The sequence below is a fragment of the Acinetobacter boissieri genome (assembly GCF_900096955.1).
Classification (GTDB): Bacteria; Pseudomonadota; Gammaproteobacteria; order Pseudomonadales; family Moraxellaceae; genus Acinetobacter; species Acinetobacter boissieri.
Genome location: NZ_FMYL01000024.1, coordinates 1 through 1,590, shown reverse-complemented (window position 1 = coordinate 1,590; position 1,590 = coordinate 1). Strand labels below are relative to the sequence as shown.

Sequence of the window (1,590 nt, the reverse complement as noted above, 5' to 3'; positions counted from 1 at the left end):
GTGATTGGTAATAACTCAAGCGTTTCAGGTACCTCATCGGTAGCGATTGGTGATGGTGCCACAGCATCAGGTACACAATCGATTAGTATTGGTACAGGAAATACAGTATCAGGTAACCACTCGGGTGCCTTTGGTGACCCAAGCACAATTACTGGTAATGAAAGCTACGTCCTTGGTAATAACAATACCGTATCAACAGACAATACATTTGTTGTAGGAAACAATGTGACACAAACCACAGCAGGATCAGTAGTATTAGGCACTGGTTCAGCTGCACGTACAGCCGGTGGTGTTGCAGGGTTTGCACCTGCTAAAGCATCAACAACAGATGCAAGTGCGATTGCTGCGACTGCTTCAACGACAGGTGCTGTTGCAGTGGGTGATGCAACGAACAATGTATATCGTCAAGTGACAGGTGTTGCAGCAGGCACAGCCAACAGCGATGCAGTAAACGTTGCACAACTTAAATCTGTAGACAATAAAGTAGACACAAGTACAGCGTCTATTGCTACAGCATTAGGTGGTGGTGCGACAGTCAATAGCGATGGTTCGATCAGTAACCCGACTTATACGGTGGGTGGTACAACATCAACGACATTGGCAGGTGCATTGAGTGCTCTAGATGCTGCTGTTAAAAATGCAAATACCAGTGGTAAAGACGTGAATGTGACCTCGGTAACGGCGGGTAATACTGCACTCGATACCAACGGTGTATCCACTAAAGACAATGCGGGTAACAGTAGTCAACTTGCAGCAAATGGTCTAACAGTGAGCAATGCGAACACTGGCAACAGTGCACAGTATGGTGCGGATAATGCTACATATACTGCTAAGAATGGCTCGAGTACGTCTATTGGTACAAATGGCCTGAGCTTCAAAGACAGTTCAGGGAACGCGACAGGGCCAAGTGTGGCAGCTTCAGGCATTAATGCGGGCGGTCAAACCATTACCAATGTTGCAAATGGTGTGAATTCATCAGATGCCGTGAATAAAGGACAACTTGACTCTGCGGTGAGTGGTGTAACTAGCAGTGTGAGCCAATTGTCAAACAGTGCTGTTCAATACGACACAAAAGCAGATGGTAGTGTCAATAAAGACAAAATCACACTTGGTGGTAGTAATGGTACCACCATTACAAATGTTGCAGATGGTGTGATTGCATCAGGTTCTAAAGATGCGGTGAATGGTGGACAATTGGCTAATGTACAAAGCCAAGTGACTGCAAATACCAACAACATTAGTAGCTTACAAAACACGGTGAGTAGTATTGGTAGTGGTAAAACTGGTATTGTTCAACAAGCGAGTAACGATGCTGCGATTAACATTGGTAAAGATTCTGCGGGTACGCAAGTGAATGTTGCCAATAGTTCGGGTACGAGTCGTACAGTGAGTGGTGTTGCGAGTGGTAAAGTTTCATCGAGTTCTACTGATGCGGTGAATGGTGCGCAAGTGTATAACGTAAGTGCTGCAACAGCAGCTGCGCTTGGTGGTGGATCTGCGGTACAAGCAGATGGCACAGTGTCACAGCCTAGCTACAGTGTTGGTGGTAGTAGTTATAACAATGTAGGTGGTGCAATCTCGGCAGTAGAT

1 pseudogene is annotated in these 1,590 nt (G+C 45.8%); it reads left to right on the top strand.

Features of this window, described 5'->3' with window-relative positions:
- Nucleotides 1-1,590, top strand: a pseudogene (locus BLS38_RS12785) (hypothetical protein); the annotation flags it as partial.